Annotated in this window: 24 protein-coding genes; 22 read left to right on the forward strand and 2 right to left on the reverse strand. The window is 48.3% G+C overall.

Features of this window, described 5'->3' with window-relative positions:
* Nucleotides 1-10: 10 nt before the first annotated feature.
* From eutL to EV212_RS05025, 10 genes are all read left to right on the forward strand, one after another.
* Nucleotides 11-664 (forward strand): ethanolamine utilization microcompartment protein EutL, encoded by a 654-nt coding sequence (gene eutL, locus EV212_RS04980; protein WP_132089763.1) that lies wholly within the window; start codon nt 11-13, stop codon nt 662-664.
* 29 nt (nt 665-693) lie between these two features.
* Nucleotides 694-2,193: an acetaldehyde dehydrogenase (acetylating) gene (locus EV212_RS04985; protein ID WP_132089766.1), complete on the forward strand. Its 1,500-nt coding sequence runs from the start codon at nt 694-696 to the stop codon at nt 2,191-2,193.
* A 72-nt stretch (nt 2,194-2,265) separates the two neighbouring features.
* A complete protein-coding gene (locus tag EV212_RS04990) occupies nt 2,266-2,550 on the forward strand; it encodes a BMC domain-containing protein (RefSeq protein ID WP_132089769.1) in 285 nt (94 codons plus the stop codon).
* A 33-nt stretch (nt 2,551-2,583) separates the two neighbouring features.
* Complete coding sequence (locus tag EV212_RS04995) at nt 2,584-3,339, forward strand: hypothetical protein (RefSeq protein WP_132089772.1); 756 nt, start codon at nt 2,584-2,586, stop codon at nt 3,337-3,339.
* A complete protein-coding gene (gene pduL, locus EV212_RS05000) occupies nt 3,339-4,262 on the forward strand; it encodes a phosphate propanoyltransferase (RefSeq protein WP_132089775.1) in 924 nt (307 codons plus the stop codon). Before EV212_RS04995 ends, pduL begins: the two co-directional genes overlap by 1 nt.
* 10 nt (nt 4,263-4,272) lie before the next feature.
* On the forward strand, nt 4,273-4,557 hold the full coding sequence (locus EV212_RS05005) for a EutN/CcmL family microcompartment protein (RefSeq protein WP_132089778.1): 285 nt from the start codon (nt 4,273-4,275) through the stop codon (nt 4,555-4,557).
* 4 nt (nt 4,558-4,561) lie between these two features.
* Nucleotides 4,562-5,914, forward strand: coding sequence for a 4Fe-4S dicluster domain-containing protein (locus EV212_RS05010; RefSeq protein ID WP_132089781.1), 1,353 nt, complete (start codon nt 4,562-4,564; stop codon nt 5,912-5,914).
* 2 nt (nt 5,915-5,916) lie between these two features.
* The gene (locus EV212_RS05015; protein ID WP_306812195.1) at nt 5,917-6,465 is read left to right on the forward strand and encodes a BMC domain-containing protein; all 549 of its coding nucleotides are present in this window, start codon (nt 5,917-5,919) and stop codon (nt 6,463-6,465) included.
* 77 nt (nt 6,466-6,542) lie between these two features.
* Nucleotides 6,543-6,833 (forward strand): BMC domain-containing protein, encoded by a 291-nt coding sequence (locus EV212_RS05020; RefSeq protein ID WP_132090017.1) that lies wholly within the window; start codon nt 6,543-6,545, stop codon nt 6,831-6,833.
* A gap of 13 nt (nt 6,834-6,846) precedes the next feature.
* On the forward strand, nt 6,847-7,287 hold the full coding sequence (locus EV212_RS05025; protein WP_132089784.1) for a EutP/PduV family microcompartment system protein: 441 nt from the start codon (nt 6,847-6,849) through the stop codon (nt 7,285-7,287).
* On the opposite strand, the gene EV212_RS05030 is transcribed toward EV212_RS05025, so the two are convergent.
* Nucleotides 7,247-8,146: a LysR family transcriptional regulator gene (locus EV212_RS05030; protein WP_132089787.1), complete on the reverse strand. Its 900-nt coding sequence runs from the start codon at nt 8,144-8,146 to the stop codon at nt 7,247-7,249. The genes EV212_RS05025 and EV212_RS05030 overlap by 41 nt on opposite strands.
* 123 nt (nt 8,147-8,269) lie before the next feature.
* Here EV212_RS05030 and EV212_RS05035 point away from each other — a divergent pair, with 123 nt between their 5' ends.
* The 5 genes from EV212_RS05035 to EV212_RS05055 all read left to right on the forward strand — a co-directional run bounded on the left by EV212_RS05035 (nt 8,270) and on the right by EV212_RS05055 (nt 14,159).
* Complete coding sequence (locus tag EV212_RS05035; protein ID WP_132089790.1) at nt 8,270-9,610, forward strand: MATE family efflux transporter; 1,341 nt, start codon at nt 8,270-8,272, stop codon at nt 9,608-9,610.
* A gap of 22 nt (nt 9,611-9,632) precedes the next feature.
* Nucleotides 9,633-10,250, forward strand: coding sequence for a cytidylate kinase-like family protein (locus tag EV212_RS05040; RefSeq protein WP_132089793.1), 618 nt, complete (start codon nt 9,633-9,635; stop codon nt 10,248-10,250).
* A gap of 238 nt (nt 10,251-10,488) precedes the next feature.
* Nucleotides 10,489-11,859: an RNA polymerase factor sigma-54 gene (rpoN, locus tag EV212_RS05045; RefSeq protein WP_132089796.1), complete on the forward strand. Its 1,371-nt coding sequence runs from the start codon at nt 10,489-10,491 to the stop codon at nt 11,857-11,859.
* A 177-nt stretch (nt 11,860-12,036) separates the two neighbouring features.
* Nucleotides 12,037-13,179: an alanyl-tRNA editing protein gene (locus EV212_RS05050; RefSeq protein ID WP_165873303.1), complete on the forward strand. Its 1,143-nt coding sequence runs from the start codon at nt 12,037-12,039 to the stop codon at nt 13,177-13,179.
* A 17-nt stretch (nt 13,180-13,196) separates the two neighbouring features.
* Entirely contained in the window at nt 13,197-14,159 is a 963-nt protein-coding gene (locus tag EV212_RS05055) for a D-2-hydroxyacid dehydrogenase (RefSeq protein WP_132089802.1), read from the forward strand.
* 24 nt (nt 14,160-14,183) lie between these two features.
* Here the strand turns inward: EV212_RS05055 and EV212_RS05060 are convergent, their stop codons facing one another.
* The gene (locus EV212_RS05060) at nt 14,184-14,891 is read right to left on the reverse strand and encodes a DUF421 domain-containing protein (protein ID WP_132089805.1); all 708 of its coding nucleotides are present in this window, start codon (nt 14,889-14,891) and stop codon (nt 14,184-14,186) included.
* Nucleotides 14,892-14,982: 91 nt separating this feature from the next.
* Here EV212_RS05060 and yqeC point away from each other — a divergent pair, with 91 nt between their 5' ends.
* The 7 genes from yqeC to EV212_RS05095 are packed head-to-tail and all read left to right on the forward strand — an operon-like array spanning nt 14,983 to nt 21,852.
* Nucleotides 14,983-15,666: a selenium cofactor biosynthesis protein YqeC gene (yqeC, locus tag EV212_RS05065; RefSeq protein WP_132089808.1), complete on the forward strand. Its 684-nt coding sequence runs from the start codon at nt 14,983-14,985 to the stop codon at nt 15,664-15,666.
* Nucleotides 15,667-15,681: 15 nt separating this feature from the next.
* Nucleotides 15,682-16,470, forward strand: coding sequence for a selenium-dependent molybdenum cofactor biosynthesis protein YqeB (yqeB, locus tag EV212_RS05070; RefSeq protein ID WP_132089811.1), 789 nt, complete (start codon nt 15,682-15,684; stop codon nt 16,468-16,470).
* A 9-nt stretch (nt 16,471-16,479) separates the two neighbouring features.
* Complete coding sequence (locus tag EV212_RS05075; protein WP_132089814.1) at nt 16,480-17,307, forward strand: FAD binding domain-containing protein; 828 nt, start codon at nt 16,480-16,482, stop codon at nt 17,305-17,307.
* 13 nt (nt 17,308-17,320) lie between these two features.
* Entirely contained in the window at nt 17,321-17,821 is a 501-nt protein-coding gene (locus EV212_RS05080; RefSeq protein WP_132089817.1) for a (2Fe-2S)-binding protein, read from the forward strand.
* Nucleotides 17,822-17,861: 40 nt separating this feature from the next.
* Nucleotides 17,862-20,105, forward strand: coding sequence for a xanthine dehydrogenase family protein molybdopterin-binding subunit (locus tag EV212_RS05085; RefSeq protein ID WP_132090020.1), 2,244 nt, complete (start codon nt 17,862-17,864; stop codon nt 20,103-20,105).
* Nucleotides 20,102-20,695, forward strand: coding sequence for a nucleotidyltransferase family protein (locus tag EV212_RS05090; RefSeq protein ID WP_132089820.1), 594 nt, complete (start codon nt 20,102-20,104; stop codon nt 20,693-20,695). The genes EV212_RS05085 and EV212_RS05090 overlap by 4 nt, the downstream gene beginning before the upstream one ends.
* Nucleotides 20,695-21,852 carry an aminotransferase class V-fold PLP-dependent enzyme gene (locus tag EV212_RS05095; RefSeq protein WP_132089822.1) on the forward strand — a complete coding sequence of 386 codons (1,158 nt, stop codon included), beginning with the start codon at nt 20,695-20,697 and terminating at the stop codon, nt 21,850-21,852. Before EV212_RS05090 ends, EV212_RS05095 begins: the two co-directional genes overlap by 1 nt.
* The last annotated feature ends 1 nt before the right edge of the window (nt 21,853 follow it).

Here is a 21,853-nt window from a genome sequence, read left to right on the forward strand (position 1 = left end):
AGGACGTCATATGAAACATGATAAGATAAAGACGACGGTCCTCAGTGTAAAAATGATTCCAAATGCGGATCCGATGCTGCGGGAAGCCTTAAATCTGCGGGAAGATGAGCGGAGCCTTGGTCTGTTCACGACAGACTGTGATGATGTATCCTATGCGGCTCTGGATGAAGCCACAAAAAAGGCGGAGGTGCGGGTAGCCTATGCCCGAAGTATGTATGCGGGATCGGTAAATGCCAGTACAAAGCTGGCCGGTGAATTCATCGGTATTCTTGCCGGAAGAAATCCGGCGGAGGTGCGGAGTGGTCTGGATGCAGCGATTCTGTATATTGAGCAGGATGCCTGTTTTTACAGTGCCAATGAGGATGATTCTATTGTCTATTTTGCCCACTGCATTTCCAGGACAGGAAGTTATTTATCCGGGGTAGCCGGTGTTCCGGAGGGAACGGCTATGGCCTATCTGATCGCACCGCCTCTGGAAGCGATGGTCGGTCTGGATGCGGCCTTAAAGGCAGCTCAGGTGGAGATGAAAGTGTTTTACGGACCGCCGTCGGAGACAAACTTTGCCGGGGGGCTGCTTACGGGAGAACAGGCAGCGTGCAAAGCAGCCTGTGAAGCATTTGCAGAATGTGTGAATAAGATTGCGGATGCTCCGCTGATCTATTAAACTAAAATAAGCCGGAAAGGAGAATATATATGGGACTTGATATGGACTTGCAGTCAATCCAGGAAGTCCGGGATTTAATCCGGGATGCCAAAAAGGCCCAGGAAGTTTTTGGAACTTTCGATCAGCAGAGGGTTGACCAGATTGTCAAAGCCATCTCAGAAGCCTGTGTGGCCAATGCGGAGCGGCTGGCCAAAATGGCTGTCGAGGAGACCGGATTTGGCGTTTGGCAGGACAAGGTGTTGAAAAATCTTCTTGGTAGTACCATTACCTATGAATCCATCAAAGACATGAAAACCATTGGTGTGATTCACGAGGACGGTGCGAAGGGAATTATGGAAGTGGGAGTTCCGATGGGGGTTATAGCTGCACTGATTCCTTCTACGAACCCGACCTCTACGGTCATGTATAAAACATTGATCGCGTTAAAGGCAGGAAATGCCATTGTGATCAGCCCCCATCCGGGAGCAAAGAACTGTATTCTGGAAACTGTCAGTGTGATTCAGGAGGCGGCCAGAAAGGCGGGAGCGCCGGAAGGGCTTGTGGGCGTTATACGGCTTACGACGATGGAGGCCACGGACGCTTTGCTGAAAGACCCGAATATCGGCGTCATCTTAGCCACCGGCGGTGAAGCGATGGTACATGCGGCCTACAGTTCAGGTAATCCGGCCATCGGTGTTGGTCCGGGCAACGGTCCGTCCTTTATTGAGCGGACGGCGAATATACCGGAGGCAGTACGCCGTATATTTGACAGTAAGACCTTTGATAACGGGACGATCTGTGCTTCGGAACAGTCAATTGTGACGGAAAAATGTATCGAAGCCCAGGTGGTGGAAGAGGTCCGGCGGCAGGGCGGTTATTTTATGGATACAGCCCAGTCGGAAAAGGTGGCACGATTTATCCTTCGGGACAATGGCACGATGAATCCGAAGATTGTCGGAAAATCGGCTCAGGCCATTGCGGATATGGCGGGAATACAGATTCCTGCAGGAACCCGGGTACTTTTGTCCAGACAGACGGAAGTGTCTAAGAAGAATCCATATACCCGTGAAAAGCTTTGTCCACTTTTAGCTTTCTTTGTTGAAGAAGGCTGGCAGGAAGCCTGCGAGCGAAGTATTCAGATACTTCAGAATGAGGGTGCAGGTCATACGATGACGATTCATTCTCAGGATACGGATGTTATTCGGGAATTTGCTTTAAAGAAGCCCGTATCCCGATTGTTGGTGAATACGCCGGGAGCTCTGGGAGGCGTCGGCGGCACGACGAACCTGGCTCCGGCATTGACACTGGGCTGCGGTGCGGTCGGCGGCAGCGCCACATCGGATAATATCACACCGATGAATCTGATCAATATCCGCCGGGTAGCCTGCGGAGTGACAGAACTTTCGGATATCCGGAAGAAATACAATGTTCCGGTACCGGAGCAGACCCCATGCTGTTATGGGACGGAAAGTGCCGGACAGGCATCCGGACTGACGGCAGAGGATGTGGAAGCCATTACCCGGGCGGTACTGGCAAAACTGAGAGGTTAGTTATTCTCTTTCAAAAGAGACATACTATATAAAGAAAAAATTTAAATATTTATTTTAAGGAGGATATTTATTATGGCAGATGTTATACAGGCTTTGGGAATGATCGAAACAAAAGGTTTGGTTGGCGCAATTGAGGCAGCCGATGCAATGGTAAAGGCGGCAAATGTTACATTGATCGGTAAGGTTCATGTCGGCGGCGGACTTGTTACCGTCATGGTCCGCGGTGATGTCGGCGCTGTAAAGGCAGCTACGGATGCCGGTGCAGCCGCGGCAGCGAATGTGGGTGAACTGATCAGCGTTCATGTTATCCCACGTCCACACGAAGAAGTAGAATACATCCTTCCTACTTTAAAATAATAAGTCCGGACGGATTAAAGAAGAGGTTTGGTTATGAAAATTTTGACAGAGACCATGCTGAGAGCCGCCACCCTTGCGGACAGTACAACCGAATATCGAGTTGAACCGGATGTGTTTGTGACGCCTCTTGCCAAAGAATATCTCCGGGACCGGGGCATTTCTCTGGTGATCATGGAACGTCAGCCGGCGGTGATGACCAGGACGCCTCTTCCGGGCCATGGACAGCGTACATATATTGATGCACAGACCGGTGCGGGATACGGTGAAAAGCCGGAACATATGACGCACCTGCGGGGCAATCTTCTGGTGCCGAAAACCCATCCGCGCATTGCGTTTCGGGGACAGCTTGACAGTCTGCAGGCAGAGATCATCTGCCTTCAGGCAGAAGCCTGCGACAGGAAACAGGAAAAGCTGGTGACAGACCTGGGCGATATTCTTTATGGTGTCCGGTGTATTCTGGGCGCCGAGGTGAAGGAAGAACCCCTGGAGCCGATGAAGATTCTCGGCATGACCGATAAAGAGCTGCGGGAGAATTCCCACAATGTAAAAAAATATCTGGGAATAGATCATCCGATACCCGACTATACGATGGGGCGGATGGCGGCGGAGCTGAACCGTCTCCGGGCAAGAGTGCGGGAAGCGGAGCTTTCGGCGGCGCGTGCCTTTATGACGGCGGAGGGCGTCGTAGAGCGGCCGGATATTATCCGGAACCTGAATCGTCTGAGCAGCGGCGTTTATATTGTATTTTGCCGGTGGCTGGCAGGTTATTATGAGGGAGGCAGAAAGTGATGAGCGTAGAGAAAAAGAAAATTTTGATCGAAGCATCCGGCTGCCATGTCCATTTAACTCAGGCCGCGATCGAGACCCTCTTCGGCGAAGGGGCTGTTTTGAAAAAACGGCGGGATTTATCTCAGCCCGGAGAGTATTTGAGCGAACAAAGGGTGAAACTGGTAACCAAAGATGGCTGTGTGGAAAATGTGGCTGTTCTTGGTCCTCCGAGAGAGGCTGTTCAGGTAGAATTGTCCAAGACAGATTGTCGGAAGCTCGGATTGACGGCGCCGGTAAATTTGTCAGGGAATCTTGACGGAGCGTCGGATGTGATGATCATTGGTTCCCATGGCGAGATGAAAGCCAATGGCAGCGTTATCGTGGCGCGCAATCACATCCATATGCGTCCTCAGGATGCGGAGGCATACGGAGTAGGCGACGGTGAGCGGGTCCGGGTGGAAGTGGAAAGCGACCGGAAGGTTATCTTTGAAGATGTACCGATTCGTGTCAGCGAAAAATTTGCTCCGGCCATGCATATCGACTTTGATGAAGCCAACGCCTGCGGATACCGGGTGGGTACCGAAGCATTTATCCTTTATGGCACGCCATGTGAAAGTAAGGGGATGTCAGCAATGGATATGGAACAATTAATTAATGAAGTGGTAAAAAATGTCTGTGCCATACTGAATGAAGAGCAGCAGGGAAAGAGCTGCGGCGGTCTTGCAGGCAGCGATGCGGCATGCCCTGGCAGAACGGAGACCTGCGTTTCCGGAACCGGATGTGGGGACGATGTGATCCGTGAGAAGCTGGTGACGGAAAAGATGGCAAAGGAGCTGGTGAAGGACTGTACCTGCGGGACCCTTCGTTTTGCAAAGGGAACGATCCTTACACCGGCGGCAAAGGATATTTTAAAAGCCGGACATAAAAAGATAGAAATCGTTTAGGGGGACTTGTATGCTTATTTGCAGAGTAATCGGACACGTATGGGCGACCAAAAAACAGGAAGCCTTAAACGGACAGAAGCTTATGATCGTCAAGGAGACGGAGACGGCTCAGGGTAAAGGGGAGGTCTTTGTTGCTGCAGATATGGTCGGCGCCGGCGTGGGTGAGGACGTGCTTGTTGTCACAGGCAGTACGGCCCGGCGGGCTGCCGGAAAAGAAGGCGTTCCGGTGGACAGCGCGATTGTGGGCATTATAGATTCTATGGAAATCATGAAAGAAAACAAGAACAGGAAGTGAATCCATGGACTTATTGAATTGTATTAAAGAGGCGGGCATCGTCGGCTGCGGCGGTGCCGGCTTTCCAACCCATGTCAAATATGCAGGAGGTCCGGTGGAATATCTGATCGTCAACGGCGCTGAGTGCGAACCGCTGCTCCGTACGGACAGATATATTATGAAACACCTGGGAGACCGGGTCATTTCTGCAGTGGAAGCGGTCGGAGAGATGCTTGGGGCAAAGGAATGCCGGATTGCCCTGAAAAAAACATATACAGAGGAAATTAAAGCGCTGGAAAAGGTGTTAAAAGACCGGAGCTCCAGAGTAAAGCTGGCGAAAATGGACAGCTTTTATCCGGCGGGAGATGAACAGACGATGGTCTATGAGGTAACCGGAAGGGTGGTGCCTCCGGCAGGAATTCCCCTGGATGTTGGCTGCGTGGTCTCTAATGTGGCAACAATGCTCGGCATTAGTGACGCAATGGAAGGCAAAGCATTTACAAAAAAATATTTAACGGTCACAGGAGAAGTAAAAAAACCGACGGTACTCCATGTGCCTGTCGGAACATCTTTTGAAACCTGTATTGAAATGGCCGGCGGAACGTTGAAATCCAGATATTTTGTTGTTTCCGGAGGCCCGATGATGGGCACCCGGATGACGATGGAAGAGGCAAAGACGGCGGTGGTGACGAAGACGACCTCCGGTATTCTCATTCTTCCGGAGGACAGCAGTATCGCACGAAAGACTCAGATTTCCCTCCAGCATATGCTGAACCGGGCCCGGTCCGCCTGTATCCAGTGCAGTTATTGTACGCAGATGTGCCCGAGACATCTGATCGGCCATCCGCTTCAGCCCCATAAGATCATGAGAAAGCTTTCAATGTCCGGTGATATGAAAAAGATTCTGAATGATAAAGATGTCCGTAATGCGGCCATCTGCTGTGAGTGCGGCATCTGTGAGGAATATGCCTGTCCGATGGGCCTGCAGCCAAAACGGGTGAATCAGGTACTTAAAGGAGCACTCAGAGAAGCGGGAATCCGTTATACGCGGGAAGAGACTGTATATACGGCAGACAGAAACCGGGAAGGACGGAAGATTCCGGCAGGACGGGTAGCGGCTCGTGTCGGAGTGATGCCGTGGTACGATTTAAAGATTGATACCTGTGCCGAAGGAACGCCGGACAGAGTAGAGATTCCGGTCAGCATGCACATTGGTGCGCCGTCGGAACCGGTCGTTAAGACGGGTGACCGGGTGACAGAAGGACAGTTGATCGCACGAATTCCGGAAGGGGCTATGGGAGCCAATATCCATGCCAGCATTTCCGGAAAGGTGGTTGCCGTTGAAAAACGGATCATCATTGAAAGGACAGGTGGATGACGATGATCGAGACGGTAGGTTTTCTTGAATTGAACTGTATTGCCAAAGGGGTGGAGGCTGCCGATGCTATCTTAAAGGCGGCCCAGGTCGAACTGACCTTTGCGAAACCTGTATGTCCCGGAAAGTATAGTATATTGTTTACGGGTGAAGTCGCGGCGGTAAAGGCTTCTCTGGATGCGGGAATGGCCGTCGGAGAAAGTCATGTGGTGGATTCCACCGTTATTCCGAGAGTTCATCCCCAGGTGATCGAAGCGATTCATCAGGCGACGGATTTTCATGGCACAGGGGCTATCGGTGTGATGGAGTTTTTCAGTATTACAGCAGCGGTCTATGGCGCCGATGCGGCGGTGAAGGCGGCCAACGTGACCTTGCTTGATGTGCGTCTTGGTATGGGGCTTGGCGGCAAATCCTTTGTGGTCATGACCGGTGATGTAGCTTCGGTGAAGGCTTCTGTGGAAGCCGGCAGCGAAGAAGGCAAAAACAATGGATTACTTGTTTCCAGCGTGGTCATCCCGAGCCCGCGTCCGGAAATTTTTGAAAGCCTGATGTAGAGGTGAACAACGTGGAAAATGTTTTTGAAGATAAACAAAGGGTTATTCAGGAATATGTACCCGGCAAGCAGACGACCATGGCCCATTTGATTGCCAATCCAAAGGAGGATCTGTACACCAAACTGGGTGTCATTACGGAGAATCGGGGCGCTCTGGGAATTATGACCATTACGCCGAGCGAGGCGGCGATTATCGGCGCTGATGTGGCGACGAAAGCGGCAGCGGTGGATATTGTTTTTGTGGATCGTTTCAGCGGCTCTCTGGTGATCTGTGGTGATGTGTCCAGTGTGGAGGCGGCATTGATTGCCGTCAATGATACTTTGGCCGATGTCTTGGGCTTTAGTCCGGCCCAGATTACCCGGACTTGACGGGAGGCGCAGTATGAAAAAGTTAATGCTCATTGGAAAGGTGTCCTGTGGGAAAACAACCCTGTGTCAGTATTTGACCAATCAGGCGATTAATTATAAGAAAACCCAGGCACTGGAAGTGACGGATAATATCATCGATACGCCGGGGGAATATGTGGAGCGGCGCCAGTTTTATCAGGCGTTGGCGGTGACATCCCTCGGGGCGGATGTGGTATTGCTTCTCCAGGACCCGACAGACATGACATTTACACTTCCGCCGGGACTTCAGGCCATGTTCCAGAAGCCAATGGTGGGGGTCATCACAAAGGGTGATCTGATCAAAGATGAGGCGCAGCTTATCCGGTCGGAAAAAAGTCTGACCCTGGCCGGCGCTCATCCGATTTTTAAAATATGCAGTATGACCGGCGAGGGCATCAAAGAACTTGTCGATTATCTGACAAAAGATATTGAATAAAGGCTTCACCTGTAAGGGAAAGGGAGGCCTTTTTCTTTTTTATAAGGCAGATTTCACGGCGTGGAATGGTTTCTTTGAGAGCCAGACGAAAGATATGTCCCTGAGAAAGAGCTTCTCTGGCAAAGGGTTCCGGAACCATACCAACACCCAGTCCTCCGGTAATGACAGGAACGATCAAATCGGTGGTCGCCAGTTCAATATCCGGTTCCGGGTCGAGGTGATGGTCTTGGAAAAAACGGTCAAAAAACTGACGGGTCATGGTTCCTTTTTCCATAGAAACGAGGGGATAATCCATTAATTCTTTCAGTGAGACAGTGCGTCCGTACAGGTCTGAAAAGATCCGGCCGGCAATCATGATATCCTGAAAATCCGTCAGATGAGTGAAGGATAAATCTGCATGCCGGTAGCCGCTGTTGATAACGAGAACAGCGAAATCAATATGTCCGGTCAGTATTTCCTTCAGCATTTCCGGAGTGCTGGAATTAAAAAGCTTCAGACGGATACCCGGATGCTTTTTCCGGAAATCGGCGAGGATGGGTATCAGATAGTGGTGCAGTGTGGTTTCACTGGCCCCGATGGCGACCAGACCTTCTGAAAGATTTTTCGCCGCTTCAAGGCTGGCCTCTGCCTGAAAAATGGTTTCGCAGGCGGCAGCGACAGATGCATAAAACTTTTCGCCCTCCGGTGTAAAATGAACGCCTTTTTGAGAACGGATAAACAGGGGGCAGCCAAGTTCCCGCTCCAATGACTGAATCGCATGGGTCACCGAAGGCTGAGTCACATAGAGAGCCCGGGCGGCAGCCGTGATGCTCTGGTATTTTCCAACATAATAAAACGTACGGTAAAAATCGAAATTCATAAGGACTTGTCCTTTCCATAGATGCTATTAATGAAGTATATAAAATCCATTGATTTTATTTATTATCTGTTTTATAGTATAATTCCCTTCGGAAATAAAAGCAATAAGGGAAGGATGAAAAGCATGATAAAAGATTTGACAGAAGGTAATCCTCAAAAAGTACTCTGGCAGTTTACAATTCCGATGTTCATCAGCGTAATTTTCCAGCAATTATATAATATTGCGGACAGTGTTATCGCGGGAAAATTCGCGGGGGAGGATGCATTGGCGGCTGTCGGGGCTTCGTATCCGATCACAATGATATTTATGGCGATCGCGGTAGGAAGCAATGTAGGCTGCGCTGTCGTCATATCTCAGTTTTTTGGTGCAAAAGAATATGGAAAAATGAAAACAGCGGTATTTACGACGTTGATATCGTCGGTAGTCTTATCTATTGTGTTAATGGCTGCAGGACTTTTAGGGACCAGAGGGCTGATGGAGATGATTCGCACACCGGAGAATATCTTTGCTGACGGCGCTCTGTATTTGAAAATTTATGTCGGCGGATTCCTCTTCCTGTTTTTATATAATGTGGCCACCGGAATATTCACATCGCTGGGCGATTCAAAGACGCCTTTGTATTTTCTGATTGGTTCTTCTCTGGGAAATATCGTTCTGGATATTTGGTTTGTCGCCGGCTTCCAATGGGGAGTGGCCGGTGTGGCCTGGGCTACCTTTATCGCACAGGGAATTGCCTGTGTACTGGCGCTTTTAACCCTTGTTAAACGTCTTCAAACAGTCGAAACAGCGGAAAAATATGACATTTTTTCTTTGAGTATGTTGAAAAAAATCAGCATGATCGCTGTGCCGAGTATTTTGCAGCAGAGTTTTGTTTCTGTTGGAAATATATTTATTCAAAGTCTGGTCAATTCCTTTGGCTCTTCCGTCATTGCCGGATATTCGGCAGCGATTAAACTGAATACCTTTTCCATTACCTGTTTTACGACCCTGGGGAACGGTGTGTCCAGCTTTACAGCCCAGAATCTGGGAGCGGGTAAGGTGGACAGGGCCAGAAAAGGTTTGAGTGCAGGTATCAAAATGGGGCTTTTGACAGCAGTGCCATTTTTCATTGCCTTCTTTATTTTTGGCCGGAATATGGTACAATTATTTATGAGCGGTGATGCATCTGTCCTGGCTTCGGATACAGGGATTACCTTTCTCAGAATCGTGGCTCCGTTCTATTTTGTCATTTCCATCAAGCTTGTGATTGATGGTATGCTTCGGGGTGCAGGAGCAATGGCTTCTTTTATGATTGCCACCTTTACGGATTTGATTCTGAGAGTGATCTTATCTTACATAATGTCGGCATCTTTTGGCGTCACAGGTATATGGATGTCCTGGCCGATCGGCTGGTCCATTGCTACCGCATTGTCGGTAATTTTCTATTGGCGCGGTAAATGGGCGGATCAATTCAAAGCGCAGTAATTAACGGAAGGAGAGCTTTGGTATGGCAGAAAAAGTAATTATTTGTATTGGACGAGAGTATGGCAGCGGAGGTCGGGAGATTGGCGAAAAACTGTCAAAAAAACTGGGTATTCCATGTTACGATAAAGTATTGTTAAAGCAGACGGCTATTGATTCCGGTCTGACCCAGTCTTTGTTTGAAAATGCCGATGAAAAACGCACAAGCTGGCTTTTAAACGGTTTTTGTTCCGGAAATCCGACAGCAGATGCAGCGATGATCACTTCGATGGACTATCTGACGAATGATAGCCTGTTTATTATGCAGAGCCGCACGATCCGGAAACTGGCAGCGGAGGGTTCATGTATTTTTATCGGGCGTTGTGCCGAATCGGTTCTTGAAAATCAGGAAAATGTATTTTCCGTTTTCATTCATGCCGATAAAGCCGACCGGACAGAACGAATCATGAAACGGCAGAATGTTGATAAAAAGCGGGCCGAGAGCCTGATGAACAAAATTGACAAACGGCGTGCCAGCTATCATAATTACTACAGTGAAGCCAAATGGGGGCGGAGCGCATCCTACAATATGTCTATTTCCAGCTCCAGATTTGGTATTGACGGTACAGTCAATATGATTGCGGAAGCTGTGAAACATATCTGAAGATAAAACAAAATGGCCGAGAATCTGGAAACAGCTTCTCGGCTTTATCATTAATGACAAATCACATCCTTTTTTAAATACTTTTGCCATTCTGAAGAAAATGAGGTATAATGGAAAATAGCCGAGCCGAAGGCGAGGCTATTTTCGCGGCTTGTCCGACCAGGACAAGGCGATACCCGAAAGAACACGGAGTGTGAAAAGAGCCGAAGGCGAGGCTTTGGAAAAGGTATGGTGAATTATGGATATTCGATTGTCGGTGACTCAAAATCAAATATTATCTCAAAAAATGATACAATCGATGGAGATACTCCAGATGAGTTCTCAGGAATTGAGTGAATATATCAAAGAGGTTTCGTTGGAAAATCCGGTAGTGGATATTGAGGATGCCTATGAGACACCGGATAAGGCCGGGGATTTGGTAAAAAAGCTGGAATGGCTGGATTCAATCGACGAACGCAATCGTATTTATTACCGTCAGGAATATGGTGGTGAGGATTCGGACGATAAGCGTTTGATGGATTACAGTGAAAGTATGGGTGAAGAGTTATCCGAATATCTTCTTCACCAGCTTTTGACGGTGGAATTGACAGATTTGCAGTATGATGTGATTCAGTTTATGGTATATTCTCTGGATTCTAAAGGATATATGGAAGAAAATCTGGAGGATGTGGCTGCACGGTTTGACACGGACGTTGCCTTTGTAGAAGAGCAGCTGAAGTTTCTCCAGGGATTGGACCCGGCAGGAGTCTGCGCCAGAAATCTTCGGGAATGTCTGCTTTTACAGTTGGACAGAGAAGACGAGGAAGATGCAACCGCCCGGAAGATTGTTTCAGATTATCTGGAACTTTTAGGGAAAAATCAGCTTCATGTCATCAGCAAAAAGATGAAGTTGCCGATGGAGCAGGTGATCGAGGCCTGCGATCATATTAAAGAACTGAATCCGAAACCAGGCAGTGGTTTTGATGCGAGAGGGCATTTGAAATATATTACACCGGATGTGACAGTGGTTAAACTGGCAAATTACTACGAAATCTTGTTGAATGAATATACATATCCGAAGATTGGTATTAATCATTTTTATAAAAAAGTCTTAGAGACAGAATCTTCAAAGGAAACCCAGAATTATATCATTGAAAAAATCCGTCAGGCAGAATGGATACAGAATTGTATCGGACAGAGAAACTCTACATTAATGCGTGTTGCAAAATGTATTGTGGATTATCAGGCAGAGTTTTTTAAACTGGGTACAGGTCATTTAAAACCATTGAGACTTCAGGATGTGGCCGAGATTTTAGATGTTCATGAGTCCACAGTCAGCAGGACGATCCGGGATAAATACCTCCAGTGCGCATGGGGAATTTATCCATTGAATTATTTCTTCTCAAAGAGTATTGCGGCTGGAAACAGCGGTGGAAAGATTACCACGGAGCAGGTGAAAAAATTGATGATGGCAATTATCGATGAAGAAGACAAGAAAAAGCCATTGAGTGACCGGGTGATCACGGAACGGCTCGTAGAGCGCGGCGTGAAAATCTGCCGTCGGACAGTTGCAAAGTATCGGGAAGAAATGGGCGTTAAAGACGCCAGCGGACGGAAAAGTTTTCAGTAAAATATGTGAAGTAAAAGAGGATATCGCAAAATCATCAAATCAGATGATGGAGCGATATTTTCTTTTTGCCCTGAGCTTTTTATGCTCAGCAAATCCATTGATTTTTTAAACCTGCTACAGTAGAATATGAATGTAACATCAATGTATATGATTCAGAAGATTACAGGAGTAAAAACAATGACAGATAGATTATTTGAACAGGATCCTTACATTCGTGTATTTAATGCTCGGGTGCTGGAATGTGAAGAAAAAAATGGTACATATAGAATACGACTGGACAGAACGGCCTTTTTTCCGGAAGGCGGCGGCCAGCCGGGAGACAGAGGATGGATTGATACGGCGCTTGTTTCCGATACTCATGAGAAGGACGGAGAGGTATGGCATTATGCCGACAGACCGCTGGCGGTCGGCGCCGGGGTTCAGGGACGGCTGGATTGGGCATTTCGCTTTTCCAACATGCAGAATCATGCCGGGGAGCACATTGTTTCCGGATTGATCCATGCAAAATACGGTTATGACAATGTGGGATTTCATATGGGAAGTGAAGCAATCACACTGGATATCAACGGTGAACTGACGGAGGAGCAGATTCAGGAAATTGAAGCGGAGGCCAATCGGGCCATTGAAGAAAATATTCCGATTCAGGCAATGCTTCCTTCTAAAGATGCGCTGGAACAGATGACGTATCGCAGTAAAAAGGCTCTGGACGGGGATGTACGTATTGTTGAAATTTCGGGATATGACCGATGCGCCTGCTGCGGTACTCATCCATCCCGAACGGGAGAGATCCGGCTGATCAAGATTTTATCCGTACAGAATTATAAGGGTGGTGTACGTATCGCTATGCTTTCCGGCCAGAGGGCGTTGGAGGATTATATGGAAAAGCATGAGAACGTCGTGAAGATTTCCCATCTCTTATCGGCGAAAACCGGAGAGATTTCCGGAGCTGTGGAACGACTTCAGAAAGAAATCAGTGATTTAAAATTCAGAATGGTCCAGATGAAACGGGAAATGCTCACGATGAAAGCTGCCGGTCAACCGGTGGAAGGCAAAGCGGTCTGTGTTCTGGAAAATGAGCTGGAAGGCAATGAACTCCGGGAGTATGCCAATCTTCTCGCAGGCCGGGCAGAGCGGGTATTGGTTCTGGCCAAAAACGGCAGCCTGTACCGTTATGTGCTCATTGATGGCGGACAGCGGGCCAGAGAATTCGGCAAAGAGATACAGTCACTGTATCAGGGAAAAGGCGGCGGTACAGCCCAGATGATCCAGGGAACCTTGTCCGGCAACGTGGATGAAGTCAAACGTTGGTTTGAAAATTAAAATCAGGAGGAAAAGAGATGCACAAAATTGTTGTTCTGGATGGATATACATTAAATCCGGGAGATCTGTCCTGGGCGGAACTTGAAGCGATGGGCGAAGTTCGGATTTATGACCGGACGGAGGAGAAAGATGTGGTCAAACGTGTTGGAGACAGTGATATTGTTTTGACGAATAAAACACTGATTCGAAAGGAAACGCTGGAAGCCTGTCCATCCATCCGTTATATTGGCTGTATGGCGACTGGTTATAATGTTATTGATGTGGCGGCGGCCAGTGCACAGGGTGTTGTGGTGACAAATATTCCGACCTATGGTACGGAAGCAGTGGCGCAGTTTACGATGGCGCTTTTGTTGGAGATTACCTCCAGAGTGGGAATGCATGCGGAAGCGGTTCGGCAGGGACAGTGGGCATCCTGTCTGGATTTTTGCTTCTGGAATAGGCCGTTGATGGAACTGGCCGGAAAGACGATGGGAATTATCGGTTATGGAGCCATCGGACAATCGGTAGCGCGTAAAGCGGAAGCCTTTGGTATGGAAGTCCTGGCTTATCGCCGAACACCGGACTGGTCCATGGAAACGGAACACTGCCATATGGCGACGATGGATGAGATTTACGAGAAAGCGGATATCATTACGCTGCATTGCCCATTGACGGCAGAAAATGAAGAAATGATCAATAAAGAAACCATCAGTCGAATGAAAGATGGTGTGATCTTGTTAAATACAGGACGGGGAAAATTGATTCGGGAAGCCGATTTACGAGACGCCTTGAACAGCGGAAAGGTTGCAGGAGCCGGTGTGGATGTGGCGTCGACAGAGCCGATCAAACCGGACAATCCGCTGCTTCAGGCGAAAAATATCTGGATAACTCCTCACATTGCATGGGCGCCGAAGGAAACACGGCAGCGCCTGATGGATATTCTTATTGAGAATATCCATGCATTTTTAAGTGGGCATCCGGTGAATGAAGTCCGCGGGTAGGTTTTAATGCGTGAAAATCCTTTTTCAGGCGAGGACGTCCGGTGGAATTTCACCCTTAGAGTAGGTATAGACGGTAAATTTCTGTTTTAAATCACAGGTGGCCAGAAAGACCTCCTTTACATCAGAAATCCCATAGGTTTTGAGCTGGCCGGACAGCCATTTCTCATCTTTTCCGGAAGCTTTCAAATTATGGGGCATAATATGGCCGTCGATGATCAGATTGGCGACAAGAGAATCCCGTTCCGGAGTGAGCTGCATATCCACCGGTGTCAGCGGCCGATTTCCGCTTTTCGGAAGAAAGCTGATGTGTCCATTTTCTTCAAGAATGGCAGATTCCAGTTGGGATATGTCAAAATAGCCATTGATCCGGCATTGGGACAGGAACTCATTTAAGTCGATTTTGGCTTTTCGGAAATTTTTTTCAAAGAGTTTTCCATTATTTAAAAGAAGGGCCGGATTTCCGGAAATGATGCGCCGGGCCCGGATGGATTTACTGCTCCACCAGGACAAAAGGATGGCGGCCAGAGCGTAGACGATCATGGCAACGAGAGGTTCCACAAAGCTGTCGTCCAGAGAGGTTGCCATTTCAGCGGCAATACTTCCAATGGTGATACCATTGACGTAATCAAACATACTGAGCTGGGAGAGCTGACGGTAGCCCATAAGTTTACATAAGATAAAAAGTTCCACGATGGATGCTGTGGAAAGTATGATAATATAAAGAATCTGCATAGGGATGCTCCTTTCACTGAAGAGAACTTATTTTTATGGAGAATAGTATGTATCAAATGCGGTGAAAGTATGCTAAAATAGGAAGGAATTCATGATGAAAATTTATGACTCGTCAACGGACAGCTTTTTAAAGGCGACCGGGTTGGAACATCTCCAGGCACCGGTGATCTCGATTGTCGGCGCCGGCGGCAAGACAAGCCTGATCGAAAGTCTATCCGAAGAATATGCATTTCGGAAGATTCGGCATGGAATTTTCACGACGACCCATATGTGGCCTGTGAATGACGGAAATTTTCGGCAGACATTGGGTGTTGTGACAGCATCGGGGAAAATTGGACCGCCGGAAGAAGCGGATGTTCAGACATTGATAGCGGAGAGAATCCCGGTTTTGATCGAAGCGGACGGCTCTCGTGGCTTACCATGCAAAGCGCCGGAAATGTGGGAGCCGGTACTGAGACCAGAAACCACCCATGTCATTGGGGTTTTGGGCGCTTCCTGTCTTGGAGGAAGCGTGATTGAGAGCTGCCATCGACCGGAACGGGTGATGGATATTTTAAAATGTGGGTCGGAACACCGGATAACAGCGGAAGATCTTGTTGAGATAGGCTCCAGTCCCAAAGGTTTACGAAAGAATGTTAAAGAGAGTCAATGGTACGGCCTTGTCATAAATCAGGTGGATAATGATTTTATCTATCATGAAATACAGTATATTCGAAAACAGCTTCGGCAAAAAGGAGTGGAACAGCTCTTTTTTGTACGGATAAAAAATAAATGAAACGGAGAAGTGGGTGTGAAGATATTGATCAAAGGAGCCGGAGATTTGGCGACAGGTATCGGCTGGCGTCTTTTCCGGGCCGGATACCGGGTATGGATGACGGACCTGGCGGTGCCAACAGCGGTCCGACGGAGCGTGTCTTTTTCAAGGGCGGTCTACGAAGGCAAAGCGGAAGTAGAAGGTATCCGTGCAAGGCTTGCAGATAGTCTGAATGATGGACAAAAGATATCTTCGGAGGGATGCATACCGGTATTTGTGGATCCGGAAGCGGTCATTCTGGAAGATTTTAAACCGGATGTACTCGTGGATGCCATTATGGCAAAGAAGAATCTTGGCACAAAGATAACGGATGCACCGTTTGTCATCGGTGTAGGTCCGGGGTTTACTGCCGGCATCGACTGTCATCGGGTTATAGAGACGAAACGGGGGCATTATCTGGGCCGGGTGATTGATTCGGGAAGCGCTATACCGAATACAGGGATTCCCGGAAATATCGGTGGCTACACGGTGGAACGGATTATTCGTGCTTCCGGAGACGGACGGTTCATGCCTCTGACGGCCATCGGCGACCGGGTCGAAGCCGGGCAGATAGTAGCCATGTCCGGGAATGTGCCAGTGAAGGCACAGATTTCCGGAATTGTGCGAGGCATTTTGCAGGAAGGGGTCCTGGTGACAAGGGGGATGAAGGCAGGAGATATTGACGCCCGGTGTGAACGGAATCATTGTTTTACCATATCAGATAAAGCCAGAGCTATCGGCGGCGGCGTGCTGGAAGCCGTCTGTGGCTGGGAGCATGGAATATAGGAGGAAGAGATGTATACCATACAAGGCTATGAAAAAGTAAAAAGCCTGGAAGAAGCTTATGAATTGAATCAGAAAAAGAGTTCTGCTGTCTTTGGCGGCGGTATGTGGCTGCGCCTTGGGAATCGTGCGATCGGAAAGGCCATTGATCTGAGTGATCTGGGGTTGGATAAGATTGAGGAGACGGAGGAAGCGTTTATTATCGGCTGTATGACTTCCCTCAGAGATATCGAGTGCCATGAGGGAATGAACCGATATTTCCATGGAATGATGAAGGAGACGTTGAGGGGAATTGTCGGTACTCAGTTCCGGAATACAGCGACGCTTGGCGGCAGTTTATATCAGCGTTTTGGATTTTCCGATCCGCTGACGGCTTTTTTGGCGCTGGACACGACGATAGAAATGTATGCCGGAGGCAGGATTCCTCTGGATGAATTTGTTTCTATGGATTATGACAGGGACATTCTGGTGCGGGTGCATGTGAAAAAAAACGGACGGAAGGCGGCTTATCAAAGTTTCCGCAATACAAAGACGGATTTTCCAGTACTTTCAGTCGGTGTGTCCCGGTTAGACAGTCAATGGAAAATCACTGTTGGGGCTCGTCCGGCCAGAGCAGTGGTTGCAGAAAATTCAGGAAAGCTGTCGGAAATACTTTCAGAAAATTTAATGAAAGAGGCATCAGAAGCAGCTATCCGGCAGTTTGCGTCGGCAGTCAGTGAAAAGGTGCGTTTTGGAAGTAATATGAGAGCCAGCAGCGAATATCGTCGAATATTATCGGAGATTCTTATTTACAGAGCGGTACGGGATGTTTTATCCCAGTCGGAAGAAGGAAAAATGTAGAGGTGTCACAGCAATGAAGATAAAACTTTGGATTAATAATAAAGTATATGAGGATCATGTTGAGCCGGATACAATGCTGTTGGATTATCTCCGGGAGAAGGGGTTTAAAAGTGTGAAATGCGGCTGCGATACGACCAATTGTGGAGTATGTACGGTCTATCTGGACGGAAAGACGGTATTATCCTGTTCGGTTCCTGTGGTCCGGGCGGATGGACATCGTGTGACCACCCTGGAAGGTGTAGCAAAAGAAGCGGAGGAATTCGCCCGGTTTATGGCTGCACAGGGGGCGGAGCAGTGTGGTTACTGCAGTCCGGGATTCATTATGAATGTGCTCGCCATGGCAAAGGAATTGAAAAAACCGACGGAACAGGAGATTAAAGAATATCTTGCCGGAAATCTTTGCCGGTGTACGGGCTATGAGGGTCAGTATCGGGCAATTCGCAATTATCTGGGAGCAACCCGGGCGAATTATCAATTATTTGAAAAAGGGGAGGTCATTGAGGGTGTCCGATAAAAAATCTTACATTAATCAAAGAATTGTAAAAAAAGATGCGATGGCCTTGATGGCCGGAAAGCCTTTGTTTACCGATGATCTGACGACAAAGGATTATTTGATCGTAAAGGCGCTCCGAAGTCCTCACGCCTTTGCTAAGATTGTGTCCATCGATACGTCGAAGGCAAAGCTTGTTCCTGGAATCGAGTGTGTACTGACCTATGAGGATGTGCCGCATATCCGGTTTACGGAAGCGGGACAGACCTATCCGGAAGCCAGCCCTTATGATCGGTATATTCTGGAAGATATGGTCCGGTATGTGGGTGATGAAGTGGCCCTGGTGGCAGGAACAACAGAAAAAGCGGTGAAAAAAGCATTAAAATTAATCAGGGTGGAATATGAAATTCTGACGCCGGTACTGGATTTTAGAAAGGCAAAGGATCATCCGGTGCTTGTACATCCGGAGGCAGACTGGGTTTCCATGATGCCGGTTGGTGCGGATAACCGGCGCAATCTCTGCGCCACGGATGGCTATACGGATGGAGATGTGGAGGCTGTACTGGCGGACTGTGCTTATGTGGTGGAAGGAACGTATCATACGCTGGCAAACAATCAGGCGATGATGGAACCATTTGTGACAAGTACTGCATTGGATGCTTATGGCCGTCTGGTGGTGACCAGTGCGACTCAGATTCCGTTTCATGTCCGTCGGATTGTTGCCCGGGCTCTTGGCATATCAAAATCCAAGGTCCGTGTGATTAAACCACGGATCGGCGGCGGTTTCGGGGCCAAGCAGACGGCGGTTTCAGAGGTCTACCCTGCAATCGTCACCTGGCTGACAGGAAAGCCATGCAAGATGATCTTTACCCGAAGAGAAGTGATGATCGCTTCCACATCCCGTCATGAAATGGAAGTGACTGTTCGCATCGGCGCGGATAAGAGCGGACGGCTGCAGGCGATTGATTTATATACGTTATCGAACACGGGAGCTTATGGGGAGCATGGACCGACAACGGTCGGACTTTCCGGACACAAGTCCATATCCCTGTACGGACCATTAAAAGCCAGTCGTTTTACAGCAGAGGTGGTCTACACAAATACCATGTCAGCGGGAGCCTATCGGGGATACGGGGCTACTCAGGGGATTTTTGCTCTGGAATCGGCGATGGATGAACTGGCAGCCAAAATGGATATGGATCCGATGAAGCTGCGGGAAATAAATATCATACCGGAAGATGTGCCGGTAGCTTCTTATTATGGAGAAACCTTTAAATCCGTCGGACTTCAGCGGTGTCTGAAAAAGGCGAAAAAGATGATTGGCTGGGATGAAAAATATCCGGTAAAAGATATGGGCAATGGAAAAGTCCGGGCTGTCGGCGGCGCTCTGGCGATGCAGGGCTCAGGAATTTCCGGTGTGGACCAGGCGGCGGTGGAAATCCGCCTCGGCGATGAAGGAACTTATAATCTGCTCATTGGCGCTACAGATATGGGAACAGGCTGCGATACGATACTGGCCCAGATGGCGGCTGAATGTCTGGAATGTGATCTGGATAAAATATCGGTTCACGGCGTGGATACGGACGTTTCGCCTTACGATACAGGCTCCTATGCTTCCAGTACGACCTATGTGACCGGCGGCGCCGTCATCAAGACCTGTGAGACATTGAAAAAGAAAATGACGGTTCTGGCGGCCGAAAAAATGGATTGTCCGGTGGAACATGTGGAATTTGACGGTACACGGTTTTATTCGATGGAAGATGAAAAAGAGATCTCCCTGTCGGATTTGGCTGATGCCAGCCATTTTAATCGAAATGATGTCATGAGTGCGTCGGAAAGCTTTACTTCACCGGTGTCTCCGCCGCCCTTTATGGCAGGAATTGTCGAAATAGAGCTGGATAAAGAGACGGGGCAGGTGGAAATCATCGATTATGCAGCAGCTGTAGACTGTGGTACGCCGATCAATCGGAATCTGGCCCGGGTTCAGACGGAGGGCGGTATCGTTCAGGGAATTGGCATGGCGCTTTTTGAAAATATACAGTACAGAGATGATGGGATGATGATGAATAATTCCTTCATGCAGTATAAGATTCCAACACGGATCGATATGGGGAAAATTCAGGTAGAATTTGAAAGTACCTATGAGCCGACGGGGCCTTTTGGTGCAAAATCCATCGGAGAGATTGTTATCAATACACCGTCTCCGGCACTGGCAAATGCGATTTATCATGCCTGTGGCGTGCGTCTGCATGAACTTCCAATGACAGCGGAGCGAATTAAAATGGGCATGTTGGCCCTGGAGAAATGATGCGACTGGGAATTGTTTTGCTGGCCGCGGGTGCGGGAAAGCGTTTTGGAGGAAATAAGCTGGCCGCTCAGGTTCACGGAAAGCCCATGTATCTGTGGGCTATGGAAAATATAGAGGAAATGAAAACGGAACTGCCGGCTGTCGTTGTGACCGGGACGCCGGAAATCGTCTCGGCGGCTGAGGCAAAAGGGATGATCGCCATATTCAATGGACAACCAGAGCTGGGGATATCCCTTTCAATTCGTCTTGGTATTGAAGCGGTCATTCAAGAAGACAGAAAAGTGGATGGAATACTTTTTATGGTCTGTGATCAGCCGTGGCTGGAAAAAACAACGCTGGTACGGCTCATGTCGGAATTTGACGGTGGTATTCTGGCTTTAAGTTACGGAGAACGAAGGGGGAATCCGGTGATATTTTCGAGGGAATATTTGAAGGAGCTGAGTGAATTATCCGGAGATATAGGCGGACGCCAGGTGATGGCGCGTCACAGAGAAAATGTTCGCTTTCTGGAAGTTAATGATGAAAAGGAGCTTCAGGATATTGACAAGCGAGAGCAAATAGAAGTAATAGAAAGACAGGAGGAAATCTAATGGATACAATTTATATGGATCAATTGACAACCCTGATACCGAAGGGGGATGGTGTGGAAGAAGCGATGGAAGCTGCTGTCAATATGGATATATCCGATATTCAGACGATGGCGGATGAGACAAGAGAACAGTTAAATAAACTGTTTCACGGACCTGGGCCAGATTCGGTTGTTTTTACATCGGGTGTCGACGCCGCGTTGGATGGGCTGATTCGGGCGCTTTTTAAAGATGGAGACCATGTTCTCATATCATCGATGGAAAATGATACGGTCATGAATGCTCTGAATGCCATCGGACATGAGGCGGATGAGGGTGTATCCGGCGGCGTGGAATATACACGGATACCATGTAACGAAAAAGGACAGCTTATTTTCTTTGATCCCATAAAGGGAGAAAAGGGATTTGATGCAGTAGAAAAACTGCTTCGTCCGAATACAAAGGCAGTGATCGTCAATCATGCTTCAGAAGTTTGCGGTACCATCCTGCAGGCGAAAGAAATCTCAGAGTTTGCCAGAAGACATGGGCTTCTTGTGATCGTCAATGCGGCACAGACGGCCGGATGCGTTCCAATATTTATGAACATATGGGGCGTTGATCTGATGACTTTTTCCGGCGGCTATGGACTTTTTGCCTCGGAAAAAATCGGCGGATTTATTGCCAGTGAACGGGCGGCGGCTATGCTCGGTGGACCGGATATGCGGGAAAAATTTGAACAGAAGCCGTTAGATGCTGTGGCGATTGCCGGACTTCATAAAGCCTTTGAATTTATTGAAGAAAAGACACTGCATACGCTCAGCAGTATGGGACGGCAACGGGTGGAACAGTTCATACGCAAGGTTCAGCATGTTAACGGGGTCCATATTATCGGACCGGGTTATAAAGACCGGATTCCGGTAATTTCAATTCAGACGGATTTTATGGAAGAATCGGAGTTGGAGGAAGCATTGAAAAACCAGTATGGCATTGTTATGTGTTCTGGTCTTCATAATGCAGAGGAAGCACACAAAACATTGGGAACCTACCCAAGAGGTACCGCAAGATTTTCATTTAATTATTTCAACACGGAAGAAGAGGTTGAAAAGTTGACCCAGGCGTTGTGGCAGCTTACGGTACACAGTGATAAAGTGGCCGATGTGAAACGGATGCCGAAGGAATAGC

The organism is Frisingicoccus caecimuris (assembly GCF_004340975.1).
GTDB lineage: Bacteria > Bacillota > Clostridia > Lachnospirales > Lachnospiraceae > Frisingicoccus > Frisingicoccus caecimuris.